Origin of the sequence: Moorena sp. SIO3H5 (genome assembly GCF_010692395.1) — a bacterium.
Classification (GTDB): domain Bacteria; phylum Cyanobacteriota; class Cyanobacteriia; order Cyanobacteriales; family Coleofasciculaceae; genus Moorena.
In genome coordinates this window covers 1-18,711 of the sequence record NZ_JAAHHS010000125.1, presented here as the reverse complement: position 1 = coordinate 18,711, position 18,711 = coordinate 1, and the positions used below count along the sequence as shown (strand labels likewise).

The window sequence follows — 18,711 nt, the reverse complement described above, 5'->3', positions numbered from 1 at the left end:
TGAGTTGTTGTCAATATCTGCTGCAACTGAGCATAATCACAGATATCTACATCTTCATAAATGACTGACCCTGGTAGTTGCTGCAATTGTTGATAAGCTTGGATTTTACTTGCCAGTTCATTTCCACTATCTAAATGAGTTTGCCAAGTATTTTTATCGGGTAGAGAAGTGCGACCAACTATCAGCAACCGTGCTTGATAATTCTTAAGTAGGAAACTAGCAATTTCAGTTCCAATACCTCCCAGCCCTCCACTTATTAAGTAGATACCACCTGTTATGAAGGGTAATTCTTGCTTTGGTTCTTCAGCTAGATTTACAGATTCGATTCCACAAACCAAGCGTTTTCCGTCTCTGTAGGCTACTTCTGTTTCTTTGGAAAAATTGCCCAGTTCTTGTTGAATGTATGCCTTATTGACTTCAACCTCTAGTACTGGCAGATCGATGTGGCGACAGTTCAACCATGTCATTTCTTGACCAATTGTTTTCAATAGGCCCAAAACTGTCCCTTTCTCATAGGCTATCTTATCACTCGGTACTATCGACTGACTGTAAATTGATACCCACAGTAATTGTACCGACTGCTCTTCACTCCGAAATTGTTCTAATGCTTTAGCTAAGAACAGCAAACGAAACAACCCTTGCTTTTGTGACTGCTCCAGCGCTTCTAGGTGTGAAACTTCACCTCTATATTGATCGTATTCCCACAGGCAGACAATCTGGCCAATCGTTTTGTTTTCTTGTGCCAATTGCTCTAAAAGCATCTGATAGTGTTCTGCTCGGTCGGGCACAAGAGAATAATGATTGTCACTGATTTTGGTAAAGTTTTCAGCGACAGACACTTGGATAGAGGGCTGGTGATGTTTTTCTAATTCCTCAGATAAGACTGTTCCTAGCCCTAAAGTATCGCTAAATATTAGGGTTGTAGTTGTCTGGGAAGACAGATTAAAAACAGGGACTTTGGCTTGCCATACCTTTCGGTAAAACCAGCTTGGGATAGTATTGACATTCAATAGTAACAAATCTACCCGTTTGAGAATGGTGTTAAATTCACCAGATTCAAAACGCTGTTTTAGTTGAGAACGTTGAATTTTACCGATCGCTGTTTTGGGAATAACGTCTCGTTCTACAGGAATCAAATAATCAGGATTAATACCAAAACGATCCACTACCAGTAAGCGAATTTCCTTTAACAAATCTGCTTCTTGATCGTTTGTTGTTTTTGCTGGATTGAAAAATATGGCTAGTTTGTCTGTATCACTGTCACCATCCCTCACTGCACAAGCAGCAGTATAAGACACTTCTACACCTTGTATTTCTTCTATTGCTGCTTCAATTTCATGGCTGTAGTAGTTGAGACCGTTGATGATGATAATGTCTTTTTGCCGTCCGGTTATTGTTAAACACCCTTGTTGCAGGAAGCCTATATCTCCAGTATTAAACCAACCATCTTCTGTAAAAGCGTCTTGGTTTGCTTCTGTATTTTGATAGTAACCAGATGTGACAGACGGTCCTTTTACTTGTACTCGACCCGCCATTGTCTCTTTCACTATCTGGTTTTGATTATCTACTATTCTGATGGCGAACCCTGGCACTGGAGATCCTACTTCGACAAATTTCTGCTCGTCTGTGGTTGAAGATAGCAGAAATTTAGATGAAAACGTTACCGCACTTGAGGTTTCTGACATGCCCCATGCTGGATGCATAGCGCGGTCTTGGAGCTGATATTGACCTAATACTTCTAAAAATCGCCTGACGGTTTTTGCAACAATTGCCTCTCCAGCATTGAGAATAAAGTGCATAGAGGACAAATCCCATCCTCGGTGATTTTCTTGTTGACTGCCCGTCTTTTGTCGATTTTCTAGTTCTTGCACAATTAGCCCATAAGCAAAGTTTGGGGCCCAAGTAATTGTGGCTCGATAGTGGGAAATCCAATCTAACCATCGTGTCGGTTCTTGCAACACCAGTTCTGTTGGAGCGTGGATTTGCTGACATCCCAAATAAACGTCCCTCAGATGGAACATCACTATTCCCCCAACATGGTCGAGGCTAAACCAATTTAAGGAAATGTCTTCTTTGCTAAAGCCGTTAAATTGAACCGTTGATGCACTACGGCTTAACAAACTACGGTGGTTGTGCATGACCGCTTTGGGCATACCTGTACTGCCGGAAGTTAGCAGCAATAGCACCAAGTCCTCTGAGTTTGATTTATGCCAATTGCGATCTGCCTCTGAATCTTTTAATGGTTCTATGGGTTCTATCTGAAAGTTTTCTAACTTTAATTCTTCTGCCCACTTATGAATTTTTGGAGCTAACTTTTGCTCTGATAGTACCAATGGCTTTCCTAGCATCTGCCAGCTATTTTGCAGCTTGTTCAAATTGCCTGTTGCGGAAATTGGTACAGGTATAAATCCTCCAAGAATACATCCCCAAAATGCACTAATAAAGTTGTGATTGTCTGCTAGTTGAAAGATTACCTTGTCTTGGGGCTTGAGACCGAGTTTTCTCAATCCTCCCAATAGTCTTTGGGCATCCTCTAATAAATTTTTATAGGACTGTACGAACTCAGTTCCATCAGGTTGGATGTATACTACACCTTTAGTTGAATTCTCTAGGGCTGCTCGTTGCAGTATTTCCCCTAAAGTTTGTGCCTCTGGCTCTGTTAGAGGCTCTCCTTGGCTGATGGCGGGCTGGTTTACTTCCTGTGGCAAGTTCTTGTTAACTTTGTCTATCAAGTTGTCAGTTTCAACTTGAGGAAAATCTGTACCCATTCCCTTTGGGGGTGAGGGTACTAAATCAGAAATATGTAATCTGGGAAGGGTTTTTACTTGTGGCTGAACTACCACTGATACTTGCTCTATTTCTGGCAGCGATCGCAACTGTTCTTCCCAACGTGACACTAACTCGGAGTCAATCACCTCCAATTGGGCTAACGCTGATTCATCTATTAGTCCTTTGCCTGTTAAGGGCAGGTTAGATACTGTTACATAAGCACTTGGCAGCATATAGCTGGGTAATTCGGTCTTTAACTGGTTGTGGAGAGACTCTGACAAGAAAGACTTAGAGGTCACTACATAAGCAACCAGTTGTCGTTGTCGCATCATCACATAGCAGTCTTCCAGCCCAGTAATTGCCAGTAAGGCTTTTTCTATAGCCTGCAACTCCACCTGATGCCCTTTAATCCAAGCCCAACGTTGCCCAAATCCTTGCAATTCCAGACCACCATTGGCACGAAGACAACCCCGTTCCCCAGTTTTCAATAAACTACCAAGTTCGGGATGCTCTACAAAACTAACTGGGGCTTGTTGGCTCTGATTTATGTCACTCTCAGTTAAATTGCCACCTCCAACATAAACCTCTCCTGTTACTCCTGGCGGTACTGGTTCTCCATAGGAATCTAAAACATAAACTGAAAAATCAGTCGGAAGATTTACAGGCACTATTTCTGTATACTCTCCCAACTGAGTTTGCTTGCCACTAACCTCTCCTGGATAGCCAAATACATCCTCAAACAATTGATAGATAACTTTATTCTGCCCCTGTTTTCTACCCAAGTTATTTCCGACTGCTAGGCACTGCTGCCGCTCAGTTGCTGTTAGTAATGGTAATCGATCTATGTTAGCAGTCGGCTTTGTTACTATTGCTTGTAATAATGTCTGGAAATGCTCCACCATTCTGGCAATAGTCTGTTCCTCAAATAGATCGGTACTGTACTTAATAAGTCCACCAAGAGACGAGCCAACCTGTATCATTTCTAGTATGAAATCAAATTGACACTCCTTCGTTGGTCTGTCAAAGGCTTCTAACTTAAGTCCTTGCCAATCCGAAGACGTCTTCATTTCACCAGAGAGCAGCTTCCGCCATTCAGACATTTGCTGTAGCAGGAAAAAAACTTGAAAAATTGGAGATCGGCTAGGGTCGCGCTTTGGCAGCAATCGCTCTACTAACAATGCGAAAGGGTAATCTTGATAGTTTACTGCTTCTAATACAGTATGCTGAACTTTAGTGAGAAACTCCTTAAAACTTAGATTTTCCGAGGCCGACATCCTCATTACAACTGAGTTAGCAAAGAAGCCTACAATTGGAGCCTCTTCAGCCCTATTTCTACCTGACGTGGGAGAACCAACTAAAATATCCTCTTGACCTGTGTAACGATAAAGAAAGATACCAAATACTGCCAACAATAGCGTGTAGAGCGTGATATTTTCCTTCTGAGCTAATTCTATAAGTTGCTGACTGAGTTTTTCAGATAAGCTAAAATGATAGGCTGCCCCCTCGTAGGTTTGTATGGGCGGGCGTGGTTTGTCTGTGGGTAGATTTAAGGTTGGTAATTCGCCCGCTAGTTTTTGTTTCCAGTATTGCCAAAGGATTTCTCCTCTAGGGCTATCCAAAATTTTCCTTTGAGCGCGAACATAATCTTGATATGAATACTTTATAGGGGGAAGAGATGCTGGTAGATTGGTCTGTTGAGCTTGGTACAGTTTAGGTAATTCCTGAAAGATGATGTCTAAAGACCAGCCATCACAGGCAATGTGGTGTATTGTCAGCAGTAGAATATGCTCTTGAAATGACCGCACAAACCACCTAACGCGCATCGCCGATTCTTTTTCAAGGTTAAAAGGGTGCTTGTGAGCTTCAACCACTCTCTGATTTAATTCCTCTTTACTCCAAGCAGAGGCATCAACCTGCAAAAAGTCCACGTCTTGATGGCGATGTACTTGTTGAATGGGTACTTGACCTAGCTTAGTAAATGTGCTTGACAGCATGAGGTGACGTTGGCATAGAGCTTCAAAAGCTTGCCTCCAAGCTGTCACATCCACCTCAGAGCAAATACGAACAGGTACGGACACGTTATAAACACAACTACCAGGTGCTAGTTTCCAGAGAAACCACATTGCCTGTTGTCCGTAGGAAAGGGGATGAACATCGAGAAGATCTGGGTTGTCATGCAGTAACTGTAAAATTTCTGCCTTATGTTGCTTCAACAGAGCCAATACTGATGCAGTTGATTCTTCTTTGGGAGCATCGTAGCGTAACTGCGAACCTTCACTCCAGATCTGCCAACCTTTAATTGAAAGCTCTTGTAAAAACTCAACTAAATTCATAATTCACCCCTTACTCGTTCTATCTGGTCTGCTTCTTCTGTGTAAAGTTGTTGGTGATTTTCCCCCTCAACTTTTTGACTGATGTCAATCTGGTTCAGTTGCTCTTTTACTTCAGTTACGATATCAGCAATACTAAGCCCTTCTATAAATTTGACAGTAGGAATATCTATCCCTAGCTTCACTAGACTCATATTTCGCAATTCTACAGCCATTAGGGAATCAAGTCCCATGCTATTTAACGGTTTTTGTAAGCTTATTTCTGAAGCGCTTGTCCGTAACGATTTCGCAATTTCATTTTGAAAATGAGTCAATAAAATGTTTTCTATTTTACTTGGAGAAGCTGCTTGTAATTGTTCTAAGATGCTAGACTCCTGACTCTCTATTGTCTCTATTGAAGGTGTTTTAATATCCACAGTAGAGAGAGTCATCAGGTCACTAAATAGCTTTCCTAATCCCCTTACTTCATAATATTTCTTAAATGTAGACCAATCTACCTTTGTCACTAGTGGTTGGATAGCATTGGTTTTTAAAAGAAAACTTAAGGCATTAAATCCTTGCTGTGGTCGTAATTCTCCTAAGCCAATCTGCTTCATCCATTGTACATAACTTTCCTCAGAAACCATGCCCCCAACACCGAGACTTCCCCAATTTATACTTAATGCTGGGAGCCCGATCGAACGACGATAATAAGCTAAAACATTAAGAAAGTGGTTAGCTGCATCATAATGTCCGTGACCTAGGGAACCCCATACTGACCCAATCGAAGAAAAGCAGATAAAGAAGTCTAGGTTTATCTCTTTGGTTAGTTGATGAAGAACCCACGTTCCAACTGTCTTCGGGCTAAGTATCGATTCAAGTATTTGATGAGTCATCTGACTTAATTTGTGTTGGTCACTTAAACCAGCAGCATGAATAATACCCCGCAGTGGTTTTTGAACAGTATGGATCGACTTAATAATTGAGGACATTTGAGCTTGGTCGGTAACATCAGATGCGTACACTGTTACGCTAGCTCCCTTCTCTTCCATGAGCTGAATAGCTTGAACCTGTTTCCATTCATTACTCTCTTGGTCAAGGTTGGTCCAATTTTCCCGTTCGGGAAGGCCTTTGCGTCCGATTAATGCTAGCTGGCGAGCTCCTTGCTCTACCATATATTCGGCGAACTTCAGCCCCAAGTAACCAGTACCACCAGTAATCAAGTAAGTAACATCCGACCGGAACTGGAGACTTTGAGATTCTATGAAGTTCTTATGCACTAGGCGTGGGACGTAACGCTGTTCATCTCGAAAGACAATATGGTTTTCACCATTTGAATCCCCAATTTCTGCTAAAAGTGTTGTACAGGAATCCTCTGGTGCTACATTAGGGTCTAAATCTAGCATTCGGACTGACAATTCCGGATGTTCCAAAGAGATTACTCTACCCATTCCCCACAAAGGTGATTGAGCTAACCCTGATATTGAATCTTTGATGGGAAGAACTGGCTGGGCACCTTTGGTTACCAACCACAGGCGGGGAGATTGCAAAAATTGTGCCTCGCTCAAGGCTTGAACTAAGTATAAGGCACTCCCACATCCCTGTTTTGAAGCTACTTTCAGGTCTTCTAGTGTTAGTTCCTCTGCTCTTGGAGTATCTAAGCTCCATAGATGCAACACTCCTTTAAAATCGGGCAGATTAGCTTTTACCTCTGTCACCAGTTTTAAGTAGTCATCAGAATTTTCCGGGTTTATAGTAAACTCATCTGATGCTATCTGTTGGTACTCCTTTCCTGGAAACACCAAATTACAGACTTGTCCGCAGCTCCGCAGTCGATTTGCCAACTGTTGAGCGATACCTTGCTGGTCTGCAAAAATTAACCATCCTTCACTCGGAGGCAACGATGGAGTAGTTGCAGTTTGAGCAATAATTACACTCTGGGAAGATATAACCTCTTCTGTTCCCTGAATATTGGGCAGATTTACCACTTTGGGAAAACCGCTTTCTATTAGCAATTTCTGCCACTTTGATACAGTTAGTAAGGGTTGATTAGGTCGTAAATCAAAATCCCTAAAATTCCACCATCCGTCTAACATTCCAGCAAATAAAGTTACCCACCGCCTGGGAGTTGTGATTTCCAACAACACCAACATCCCTCCAGGTCTCAACAACTGCCTCACATGCTCTAGAGTTTTACGCAAAGAGGCTGTAGCATGGATTACGTTAGCTGCCACTATCACATCGTACTGATGGGGGTCAAACCCTTGAATTTCGGGATTTTTTTCAATGTCTAAGTTTTGATAGTGTATGAATGGGTAATCCTTAAATTTATCCTGTGCTTTGCTTGTAAATAAGCTACCGATATCGGTGAAGATATATTCTGTTTGCTCTGGATTCAGATGAGGCAATATATAGCTAGTAGTTCCCCCTGTCCCAGCTCCAATTTCTAATAATCGCACCCCTCGGCTTGGAGGTAAATTTTCCAGGGCAGTAGCGATCGCACGCTGGACTAAAGTGTTAGTAAATTTTGCTTCAGGAGACTGTTCATATATTTGAGTAGCTATAGTTAAATCCCCTTCAGGGAAGACAACTTGCAGGGGTTCTATAGTTCCCTGCAAAACTGCTCTCAATTGGGAACCACAACGCTCTAACATAGTTAGTTCTGCATTAGCGCTGGGGAATTGAGCAAGTAAGGTCTGATGTTTGTGTTGTAGATTGACTTTTTCAGGAGTTTGGAGTGTCACCCACTGATTTTCGGTGTAGCGCAGAATTTTTACTTCTGCTAGCATCTCTAACAACAGGTTTAAAAGTTGTTGATATTGTGGTACTACACCTAATCTTTGGGCTAGGGATTCAGTGGAGAAGTTTTCCCCCAGTTTAAATGAGCATCCCATTTCGTCAAAGGCTTGCAAGACATATTCCACACTCAAAGTTTCTAATTGTCTCACAAGTTGACTGTAGCTATCCAAGTTATTAACAGAGGCTAAAGACGACACCAAAGGTTGTAGTTTCTGGTTAATGGTCAATGGGTCTAGAAGTTCCTCTGATGAAAACTGCCCGCCAAAACTAGCTTGAGGTCGCCATTCTACTTCATATAACCAATCCTGGAACTCCTTTTTATCTACAAAGTTAGTAAAGTTAGTTGCTTTGGTCCAATACCGTTCTCTTTGGAAAGGATAAGTAGGTAATACTACTTTTTCACGGATATAATCTTTGTCAAGGCCTGACCAGTCTACCTCTACACCTCTTACGTACAATTCCCCTAAGCTCTCTAGCAATTGTTGCCAGTCTTGGCGATCTTTGCGCAGAGAAGGCAACCAAACCCCCGTGTCCTCTGGTAAGCATTGGCGTCCCATTCCCAGCAAAATTGCCTGGGGTCCGATTTCCAAGAAAATTTGACAGCCTTCCTGGTCTAAAGTCTGCATACCATCAGCAAAGCGGACTGGTTGTCGTATATGATTCACCCAATATTCAGGAGTGCTAGTGTCATCGCCTATTTGTTGCCCAGTAACGTTAGAAATTAGAGGAATCTGAGGTTTATTGTAGGAGATTTGCCATGCTGCTACCTCAAACTTCCCTAGCATTGGTTCCATCAGCGGAGAGTGAAAAGCATGGGATACTTGCAAAAATTTTGCTTTTATTCCTTGCGTTGACAGGCTGCTGTAAATCTCCTGGATGGCTTCACTTTTACCAGAAATTACTATACTGCTAGGGCCATTGAGAGCTGCGATCGCAACTTGATCGCCATAGGGAGCAATCACTTCTCGCACTTGAGATTCTGATGCGAGCAAGGACAACATCTCACCACCTGGAGGCAATTGTTGCATTAATTGTCCCCGCATTGCAATCAATTTGAGACCGTCTTCTAGGCTGAAAACCCCAGCAACACAGGCAGCGACATATTCTCCCACACTATGACCGATTACAGCATCCGCCTCTATGCCCCAAGATTTCCATAATTGGCATAGCGCATATTCCAGAGCGAATAAAGCAGGTTGAGTATAGGCCGTGTTGTATAACTTTTGGTTTGCCTCGCCAGATGTTGGAGAAGACAAATCAATATCTGGATAGAGAACAGAGAGTAGTGGTTCTTCCAGATAGGGACGCAAAATTTCTTCACAGCGTTTGAGGCAATTACGAAATGTCGGTTGGGTATCGTAGAGTTGACGCCCCATATTCAGATACACAGACCCTTGACCAGTAAATAAGAACGCTATTTTCTGGCGCTTGGGACTGCATATTTGACCGCTTGGCACTGTATCTTCGCCCTCCGCAAGTCCGCGCAGAGCCTTTTGCATCTGTGTTGTAGATGTTGCCGTAACAAAAAGGCGGTGATCAAAATGCGCTCTTCCTGTATTGGCAGTGAAACAAACGTCTGCCAGCTTTGCGGATGAGTTTGATTTCAGATGAGCCTCATAGCGCTCTACTAATTCACTCAAAGCCTTCTGATTTTTGGCTGAGAGAGCAAGAATGTGAGCAGGGCGTTCAATTTCATTAGCTTTGGTTTCTTGTTTGGGAGCTTCCGACAAGATCACATGGCAATTTGTGCCACCAAAGCTAAAGGAACTGACCCCAGCTAAGCGAGGTTCTGTAGCAACAGACCAAGGTTGGCTCTCAGTAGGTATGAAAAAAGGTGTACCTTCTAACTGAATTAAGGGATTAAGTTGTGTGAGGTGCAGGTGGGATGGTATTTGCTGATGTTGTAGTGATAGAACTGTCTTAATCAGACCAACTATTCCCGCCGCAGCTTCTAAATGACCGATATTGGTCTTAATTGAACCAATCCCACAGGACTCAAGAGGCGATCGCCCTTGACCCAGTACTGCTTTTATGGATTCAACTTCTATTGGGTCTCCCAAGGAAGTGCCAGTACCGTGAGCTTCAACATAACTAATCTGGGCTGGCGCTACACCAGCATTTTTTAATGCTTGCCTGATAACTGCCTGCTGCGAACGCCCATTGGGTGCAGTCATTCCATTGCTGAGACCATCATGGTTAACTGCCGAGCCTTTGATAACTGCTAAAATATTGTCTCTATCCCGGAGGGCATCACAGAGGCGTTTGAGGACAATTACACCACATCCTTCCCCTCGTACATAACCATCGGCGTCTTTGTCAAAAGTCTTACAAAAACCGTCCGACGCCATCATCCGAGCTTGAGAAAAAGTGAGAGTGTATTCGGGGGACAAAACCAAATTCACCCCTCCGACCAAGCACAAATTAGATTCACCGCTTTGCAGGCTTTGACAGGCAAAATGCAATGCTACCAGCGATGACGAGCAAGCTGTGTCTATCGCCAAGCTAGGTCCGTGCAAATTCAGTATATAGGAGAGACGATTCGCTGCAATACCAGGCGTGATGCCAATGCCGCCATAAGCATCTATATTAAGGTGATCATTAAACACGAGTCGGCCATAATCACTAGCAACGATTCCTATAAACACACCTGTTTGGCTGTCAGCTAACTTATTTGGTGCCAGTCCTGCATTTTCCAGAGCTTCCCAGGCTACCTCTAAGATTAGTCTATGCTGGGGATCCATTGACTCTGCTTCTCGGGGAGAAATTCCGAAGAAACTCGGTTCAAACATATCTATCTGTTCGAGGAAAGCGCCCCAACGGGTGTTCATTTTTCCTGGTGTAGCTGGATCTGGATCATACAAGGCATCAACATCCCATCGATTTGACGGAACTTCAGTGATGGTATGCACCCCATGCCGCAGCAAATCCCAAAAGCGTTCTGGATTTCCAGCATTTGGAAAACGACAACCAATACCTATAATCGCGGTTGGATCCATGTAATTTGCACCTTATCTTCAGGATGACGAAACTAAATGCTGAGCCAAAAAGTCTATAGTTGGGTAACTATAAAGCGCAGTAGCAGGAATATCTCGTTCTAGCCAAGCTCCCAACTCAGCAACTAGATTTGCTGCATCAGCCGAGCCTAGAGCATAGCGCTCAAAAGGAAGAGTACTATTCACCTCATCTGCTTCAATGTCAAAAACTTTGGCTATGTAAGCGACTAACCAAGCTTTAATTTTTTCTTCTAGAGGCAGCTCCTTTTTTTGATCCACTACTGGCAGTTTGGCTACTATTTGACTGTATTGCTTCATCGCCTCACTACAACTCATACCTTTAAGTTGATTCCAGGCTTGCCATTGAATATACTTTCTAGGTTGCAGAATCGGATCTGGCTCCTCCTCTAGACAATCCCCTTCCATTGCTTGTTTATAGAGAGTCTCAAGCTCTATTTCTTTCTTGCCTTTAGGTAGTTGAACATGACCAAAGCGAACTAAGTTGGACATGGTCTGAAATTCTAATTCTATATTGTCTAGATCATGATAATCACGAACGACATTGATTCCATAATCATCTTGCCCTGATACCAGGATACAAAAATGATTTTTGATATTATGAAAATTTTCGTCTATGAAATCGCCTTTTAAACGGTGTGGATAAACCTGTACGCTGGGAGGAACATAACGTCCATTAATACCTAGTCGGCGTTGTTGCTTGGAGTTATTGGGGGGAGAGGAATGCATAACTCTTTCGGTAAAAATAATAGCTTGCCCCATGCGCGCTGGTACAGCTTCCACTTCCCATTCATTGTCATCGAAGTCAAACACTACTGAGTATTTTCTCCGCCCTTGCCAAACCATTTTATGGTTTTTTATACCCGCAAACATTCCCTCCTCAGCAGGTACCTGCACTCGCCCAAATTTTTTCTTGTGTGTCCCATTAGCAAAATGTAAGCAACCGTTTTCGAGATTAGCATCATCTAAAGCTATCCATACTGATATATTTATAATATCTTCAGTATTGGGGTAAAGCAGTGCTGGCTTTTGAGGATCATAGGCGCTGGGGTCGTAAGAATCATAAACTTGATGCCATTTGATCTCTCCTTCCCCTGGCATTTTGCAAAAAACATTACTGTTCCACAATAGTAAATTGTCCCCACCCAACTGGTTGAGTAGCTGAACAATTTTGTTGTTTTTAAACATCTCGACTATCGGTTGATGAAACAGATGAAGGTCACGAGATGTGTTGAGGTTCAGGACATTGTTGTAGAGCATCATCATCGGCTGACCCTCTACTTCTTTAATTGAACTATTAGTTTCTATACATTTTTTTACAGATTCTAATTCTGAACTTGTAAATATATCCAGGGGGCCTAACCATCCCTTTTCTTCAAAGTGTTGAATCTGGTTTTGTGTGAGCATATTCAGGGTTCAATCCTTTCTATATTACTACTGTAGTGGTATAAACAAACACTCTGTTGATTCGTTTTTTATACTGATACAAAGTATCATCCAGTAGCTTAACAAAAGCTATTCTGAAATGCACTTTATTGTTGTAACATTTTGTTAAGCTGTTCAGTCTGTATAGCAATTATCTATGCCATGAGGTACAAAGCGATGCAGCGCGGTCTTGGGGGTTCCCCCCATGAGCGACTGCATCAAGAAGGTATCCCCCTAAATTCCCTTTATAAAGGAGTACTTTGAGGTTGAGAAGTGTACCTCATAAATCCTAGAAACACTATATGTTCTGACGGCGTGACGAAACAGGTTCAAATGCTTGCTATGTAAAGCAAATGCTTGCTATTTAAAGGTTGTATAATTTTATGGTAAAAACAGGGAAGTATTTGATTACCATAAAAAAATCTTGTTGACAATTGGCTCCAGATTATATCAAGTAAAAAGTACATTTACTCTATCCGAATATATTTTCTTAAAAATTGGCGTCTTCCGTACCTGTTATGCTATATTGAAATTTTTTACAAAATTAATGACACATTTACCGAAAGTCAAAGTTTTACACTGTAAGGGTTACAGAGATTCAGAGTAGGTCATTAATTTTGTTTAGGTGCTTATCAAAATTTTCAGTAATAAGTCTGATGATTTCTATCAAAATACACAAAATTTTCAGTAATAGGTCTGATGATTTCTATCAAAATACACAAAATTTTCAGTAATAAGTTTTACAATTCCCCGCTTTTGACGACTCCCGACTCCCGATTCCCGATTCCCGATTCCCAGGGGGTGCGCTTGACCCGTAATTAAATTCGCGCTGATTGTCGCACCGCTCCCGACCCAAATGTAAAAAACCTACCCCTGTGAGGGATTGGCTCCAGGGTCGTGCGTCGTGTGAAACTCAGAACAGACAAGTAATTAAGCCATTGTCAATCCTGATCAGCCGCCACCGAAAAACCCACCGAGACCATGGCAAAAAGACCGAACGTCCTCTACTAGAGGACTCAGCAATAGCTGAAAAGCTAAAATCGTGCGATCACAGCCCTCAGGGTAAACGCATCTAATTTTTCTGGGGGGGTGACATGAGCCCTAAAAAGTTTAGTCTATAAGGCTTTGATGCCAATCTCTGTTTGCCGGTACAGGGTCATTAGTTCATAAGTCCGACCAATCACGGTTTGTACCAAATAGGCCATAATGTTCTCCTTATTTGAATTTATTCTTCCTAATCAAAGCCTTTTGGGGCTTTGACATCTTAAAGACGATCTCAAAACCCAATTTTGGAATTTTTCGAGTTACCACCAATTTTTTTTCTCTCGACTCACCCCATTCAACCCATTTCAAGACTCAAAATCCTTTTTTTCCCTAACTTGTAGCCGTTTCAGTATGTTGATTGAGAAAGCGATGTGCGCCCCCCCAGGCCGCTACGGGAACCCATTACTGATAGTTAAACAGGTGCGCTACACTTTGTTAACGCACCATACAAGATAGGTGATTAGCCCAAAAAGCTAGCGCTACGCGATTGACTCGCTTGTCACGCTACGCGAACGCACTTAATAAAAATCTCCCCTATCTCCCTATTCCCTAAAAAAAAATCGGTCAAGTTTGGGTTAACCCCAATCCTTGACCGAATTGTGTACTTTAACCTTCCACAAATACAGCTGAGCTGCACTCAACTATCGATAATTTCAGATCAACTCTTGATTACTGGAGCAGTACGGGCATCAAATCCGCTAGCTTTGAGAGCATTAACGGTTACTTGGTCATCTTGCACCCAGTATTTAGAATCAAAACGGACAAATTGATACTGCTGGGGTGTAGGAATAGTTGCTAGTACGGGGACTTTTGCCTGATGTTTTTTACCGGAATGTTTTTGCAGAATCGATTTTAATTGGTTAAGGTGGCTTGTCGTAACTTCCTCAGGGTTAAGTTCCACTACTACTGTTCGTAAACTTTCAATTAGCTCAGCATCTTCAATAATCAGTTGAATTTTTTCATCTCGCTCATCCACCTTCGCCCAAATAATTAAACGGGAATCGGCTTGCAGTAATGAACTAATTTTTTCGTAAGTTTTCGGGAATACAACTCCTTCAGCTTGACCGGTCAGATCTTCCATCTGCACAAAAGCCATGCGTTCATTATTTTTTTTGGTGAGGTGAGGCTTAACTTCGGTGAGCATCACAATAGCACTCAAAGTTGTGCCCTTCTTTTGGTCTCCTAACTCGGCCAAACTGACAGGAGAAAGCACTTGAGCTACTGGACGGGCTGATTTTAAAGGATGGTCAGATACATAAAAGCCAAGCAATTCTTTTTCCCAATTTAATTTTTCTTGGCGTGAAAAATCAGAAACTGGTGGTGCTGTGGGAGCAGATTCCCAAGCATTATTGTTCTGATCCTGATCTTGCTCAGAATTACTGTTGCCAAAGAGATCAAAAATGTTCAGCTGACCACTTTCTCGGTCTTTGGCACGGTCTTGCCCCCAACTAATCACTGGGTCGAGGTCTTTGATTAGTTGCTGGCGGTTGGGCTGAATGCTATCAAAGGCACCACAGTAAACCAAAGCTTCCAAACCACGGCGGTTAAGGGTGCGCAAATCGACGCGATCGCATAAATCTGCCAAAGCCTTAAACTCACCACCAGTCTCCCGAGCCTTGATAATACAATTAATTGCTCCGTGTCCCAAATTCCGGATTGCTGAAAACCCGAACAATATACTATTAGAGATTGGTGTAAAATCAAAATCCGAACGATTGATATCCGGTGGCAAAATTTCAATCCCCATGGTTGAGCAAGTAGCAATATATTTCTGTATCTTGTCCGTACTGTTACTACTCGCTGTCAGCAGCGCTGCCATATATTCAACTGGGTAATTCGCCTTGAGATAGGCAGTTTGATAGGTTACATAGCCATAGGCGGTGGAGTGGGATTTGTTGAAGCAATTGGAAGCAACAATACCGTTTGCCAAAATAAAGTTATGGTCGCCCTTGACACCAATATCATAGACAGGTTGAGTGCCTAAGGATTTGCGGCTGATAATTTTAACCATCCCATGATTTCCTGCTTTACTCTGTAGACAATTGGAGATTTGACCTCCACACAAACTATAGTTTTTTTTTGAGCAGATCAACAAGGGGTCTACTGTCAACTTTGATAACACTTTTATTCCTGAGTTGACGGTTGACTGTTAGAGGATATCTCCCAAGTTTTTTGATACTGAATTTTGCCCCCCTAGCCCCCCAGCGAGCAATCCCTCGCTGGGGGGAACAAGAATCTATTTGCTGGTAAAAGTCCCCCGAGCGAGCAATCCCTCGCTCGGGGTATTTAGGGGGATTATATGTAGCAAATGAGACTTATCAGACAACCTCTTAACTGTTTACTATCCACAAACAACCGTCAACCGTCTACAAACAACCAGTTATTTATTTACTTCTTATCTAATTCCTCCCCAGTATCAAAAATAATCACAAATTGGACATCAGGCATCAGCTGTCGGAGACGGCGCAGGTGACCCTCTGCATCAGAGCGGTTACGGAAGCGAGCAACAACGACTCGTTGCATGTTGGGTAATAACCGCACAATTACCCACGGACTAAGACGGTCGCGATAGGTCATAATAAAATTATCTCCTATGTTACTAGGGGTAATAGCCAGCCCCGTGGTTTTTGAGGTTCAGGGGGCTGGTTTTTGACCTTATTAATTAAGGTCACTTTTATTATAGCATAAAAATAATATTTTAGGGTACTTTTTTTGTAAATAATTGTAATTAAAATAATGACTTAATTAGTACAGAATTATGATGCATTTTTAATGTTTTTTACAGGCAAATATAAAATTTAAATTTACCATTAATAATTAAATTAATAAGTAATATCAACAATCTAATAGCGATTAATTAATTGCTGAAACAGAGTTAAAAAAGTAGATTAATTGATGTAATTATGGTAGTCAATACAATTGAAATGTTTTATTTTATTGGAAAACAAAACTGAGGATATCTTGCCCATCTTGCCTCTTGCCTCTTGCCTCTTGCCTTTGAGAGTATGTTCACAACCGAGATAAAAAGGCTATAAGATCGTAGCCCTAAGGCTGACCTATAGAATAGTATTGTAAATACTGAAAATTGGAACTGGGCTAGACTGCGTTCGCGTAGCGTGACCTGCATGTCAATCGCATTCTCAACCCCCAATCCTACCAAGCTCAGATCTGGCACCTGGCCCATGCAACCTGTTGACTATACCACCCTGACCGCTGCTTGTTCTGAGTTGCGTGCTACCTGGGTACCAGGACGTACCGAACAAGTCTATCAACGCGATCGCTACACCATTGCCATCGCCCTACGCACCCTAAATGGTCGAGGTTGGCTCACCATTTGTTGGCATCCCCAAGCTGCCCGAATTTGCATAGGAGATCCACCACCAAGGGTTCCCGACACCTTCACCTTTAGTGACCAACTGCGGCACCAGTTAGGTGGCTTCGCCCTAATTGCCATCGAAACCATTGCCCCTTGGGAGAGAGTATTAGACCTGCAATTTGCCAAACGCCCTGGAGAACCCCCGACCTGGCATTTGTATGTAGAAATTATCGGCAAATACAGCAACCTAATCCTCACTGATGCTGACAATCTGATTGTTACCACTGCTCATCAAGTCAGTAACCAGCAATCCAGCGTCCGTACTATTCAAACCGGTCAACCCTACGAACTCCCACCAGCCCTCACTGGCACTAGCCCCAGTTTGACTGAACCCTACCAGAGCTGGCAAGAACGAGTAAGTTTGATACCAGGAGCAGTAGCAAATCAGTTACTCAAAAGTTATCGAGGATTGAGTCCCACCCTCGCTCGCTCAATGGTACAAGCAGCTGGTTTAGACCCAAAGCAATCCACCCAAAACCTAGAAGAATCCGACTGGCAAAACCTATTTCAACGCTGGCAACAATGGTTACAAACTTTATTGAACCCTAGCAACTTCTCTACAGACAACCCACAACCGACCAACCCACAACCGACCAACCCACAACCGACCAACCTTAAACCTACTAACCTTAAACCTGCTAACCTTTTTCAGCCAGGCTGGACAAACCAAGGATATACGGTAATGGATTGGGGGATAGTTAAACCAGCTAAAAATATCCAAACCTTACTCAATTCCTATTACACTAACCAGTTCAATCAACATGAGTTTGCCCGATTGCATAACCAACTGACTCAGAAGCTAAATAATAACTTACGAAAACTACGGCAAAAAGCCTCTAGCTTTAAGGAACGTTTACAGCAATCTGACCAAGCTGATCAATCCCGAGAAAAAGCTGACTTATTAATGGCATATCTCCAGGATTGGCAACCAGGGATGAAATCGATCACCCTACCGGACTTTGAAACTAACCAGCCAGTCAAGATTCCCTTAAATCCTGAGAAAAATGCTGTCCAAAATGCCCAAGCTTTCTACAAGCGACACCAAAAACTGAAACGAACTCGGGATGCCGTTGAGCCATTACTAAAAGAAGTACAAGATGAAATACAGTATTTAGAGCAAGTTGAGGCATCATTGACTCAGCTAAACACCTATAACACTCTAGACGACTTACAAACCCTACAGGAAATCCGCGAAGAGCTAATTGGGCAAGGATATTTAGAAGCTTCTGCTCAAAAGAGTCGTAATCTATCCGATGTCTCACAGCCCTATCGATATCAGACTCCCAGTGGCTTTGAATTATTGATTGGTCGCAACAATCGGCAAAATGACCAGTTGACATTTCGTACCGCTGGGGATTATGACCTCTGGTTTCATACCCAAGAGATTGCTGGGAGTCATGTACTACTTAGATTAGAGCCAGGAACAGTAGCGGATCCAGCAGATTTGCAATTTGCTGCTGATCTAGCCGCTTACAACAGCCGGGGGTGTCAGAGTGAACAGGTACCAGTTGTTTACACGAAACCTAAATATGTTTACAAGCCCAAAGGCGCTAAACCAGGCATGGCGATTTATAAGCACGAGCAAATCCTCTGGGGGCGTCCTGATCAAGGTCGTGATTACGTGATTGCATCTGCCTCAACCAAAAAAATGTAAACTTTAATTACAAAAAAATCGTATTCTCTGTTACGATTAATTTAAAGAAGAAATTTTTAGGCTGTCGGTTTGGGAACGCGCAGCCTGGATCTTCCTCATGGAAAACGACGACGTATCTCTAATTAACTAAGTGAGCAATACCAGCTGTCTCCACAGCTGGTGATTTTTTTAATAAAAATTTAATAAAAATCAACAAATATACGGTGGAAAGAGGCAATACCATTACCCTAAAACCAGCAGGTGTCTCTCGCAGGCCATGAGCCATATGGTATCCGAGTTCATCCATTTTCCCCTTGGTGGATCAGTTGCACGCCAAAAACCTCA

At 42.5% G+C, this 18,711-nt stretch carries 9 protein-coding genes; 3 read left to right on the top strand and 6 right to left on the bottom strand.

Annotated elements, in window-relative coordinates; translation table 11 throughout:
• The 3 genes from F6K52_RS15725 to F6K52_RS15715 all read right to left on the bottom strand — a co-directional run.
• Window positions 1-5,102: condensation domain-containing protein (locus F6K52_RS15725; RefSeq protein WP_293079156.1), on the bottom strand; the 5,102-nt coding region annotated here is incomplete at its 3' end.
• Window positions 5,099-10,873, bottom strand: coding sequence for a type I polyketide synthase (locus F6K52_RS15720; RefSeq protein ID WP_293079154.1), 5,775 nt, complete (start codon window positions 10,871-10,873; stop codon window positions 5,099-5,101). The genes F6K52_RS15725 and F6K52_RS15720, both read right to left, overlap by 4 nt.
• Window positions 10,874-10,891: 18 nt before the next feature.
• Window positions 10,892-12,295 carry an acyl-CoA-binding protein gene (locus F6K52_RS15715; RefSeq protein ID WP_293079152.1) on the bottom strand — a complete coding sequence of 468 codons (1,404 nt, stop codon included), beginning with the start codon at window positions 12,293-12,295 and terminating at the stop codon, window positions 10,892-10,894.
• 717 nt (window positions 12,296-13,012) lie between these two features.
• On the opposite strand from F6K52_RS15715, the gene F6K52_RS15710 reads away from it, so the two are divergent.
• Window positions 13,013-13,135 (top strand): hypothetical protein, encoded by a 123-nt coding sequence (locus F6K52_RS15710; protein ID WP_293079150.1) that lies wholly within the window; start codon window positions 13,013-13,015, stop codon window positions 13,133-13,135.
• A gap of 53 nt (window positions 13,136-13,188) precedes the next feature.
• Complete coding sequence (locus F6K52_RS15705) at window positions 13,189-13,389, top strand: hypothetical protein (RefSeq protein ID WP_293079148.1); 201 nt, start codon at window positions 13,189-13,191, stop codon at window positions 13,387-13,389.
• Window positions 13,390-14,015: 626 nt separating this feature from the next.
• On the opposite strand, the gene F6K52_RS15700 is transcribed toward F6K52_RS15705, so the two are convergent.
• Window positions 14,016-15,368, bottom strand: a complete 1,353-nt coding sequence (locus F6K52_RS15700) for an OB-fold nucleic acid binding domain-containing protein (protein WP_293079146.1) — start codon at window positions 15,366-15,368, stop codon at window positions 14,016-14,018.
• 377 nt (window positions 15,369-15,745) lie between these two features.
• Window positions 15,746-15,934, bottom strand: a complete 189-nt coding sequence (locus F6K52_RS15695) for a hypothetical protein (protein ID WP_293079144.1) — start codon at window positions 15,932-15,934, stop codon at window positions 15,746-15,748.
• A gap of 605 nt (window positions 15,935-16,539) precedes the next feature.
• Here F6K52_RS15695 and F6K52_RS15690 point away from each other — a divergent pair.
• Window positions 16,540-18,387 (top strand): NFACT RNA binding domain-containing protein, encoded by a 1,848-nt coding sequence (locus F6K52_RS15690; RefSeq protein ID WP_293079142.1) that lies wholly within the window; start codon window positions 16,540-16,542, stop codon window positions 18,385-18,387.
• A 118-nt stretch (window positions 18,388-18,505) separates the two neighbouring features.
• Here F6K52_RS15690 and F6K52_RS15685 read toward each other — a convergent pair whose 3' ends face one another.
• Window positions 18,506-18,673 carry a hypothetical protein gene (locus tag F6K52_RS15685; RefSeq protein WP_293079140.1) on the bottom strand — a complete coding sequence of 56 codons (168 nt, stop codon included), beginning with the start codon at window positions 18,671-18,673 and terminating at the stop codon, window positions 18,506-18,508.
• Between the last annotated feature and the right edge of the window lie 38 nt (window positions 18,674-18,711).